Raw genomic sequence first — 308 nt, 5'->3', positions numbered from 1 at the left:
TGAGCTTTTTCACCGTCTTGGACAACGTGCTCTTGCTGGACGCCTTCACCGTTGTCGTGGCGGTGGCGCTCTTGGTGAACTTCTTGCTGGTGGAGTATTGCACCTGGTAAGCCGTTACCTTGCCCGAGGACTTTTTCCACGAGACCGTAAACGCGCTCTTCGCTGCCTTCAGCTTGCTGATTTTGACCGCCTTGACCGCCGGAGCCTTGATGGTGAAGCGCATTTGCAGCGTGCCCTTGTAGGCACCGATGCCGGTCCTGGTAACCACAGCCGTACCCACGGCACGGTTGTTGCGGTAGCCCACCGTG

1 protein-coding gene is annotated in these 308 nt (G+C 58.4%); it reads right to left on the bottom strand.

What is annotated here, in order from left to right; all coding sequences use genetic code 11:
* Positions 1–308: hypothetical protein (locus PZH32_RS12555; protein ID WP_275208579.1), on the bottom strand; the 308-nt coding region annotated here is incomplete at both ends.

Source organism: Adlercreutzia equolifaciens (assembly GCF_029076695.1).
Taxonomy (GTDB): domain Bacteria; phylum Actinomycetota; class Coriobacteriia; order Coriobacteriales; family Eggerthellaceae; genus Adlercreutzia; species Adlercreutzia equolifaciens_A.
The sequence above is the reverse complement of the archived record's forward strand: the minus strand, read 5'-3'. Positions and strand labels throughout refer to the sequence as shown.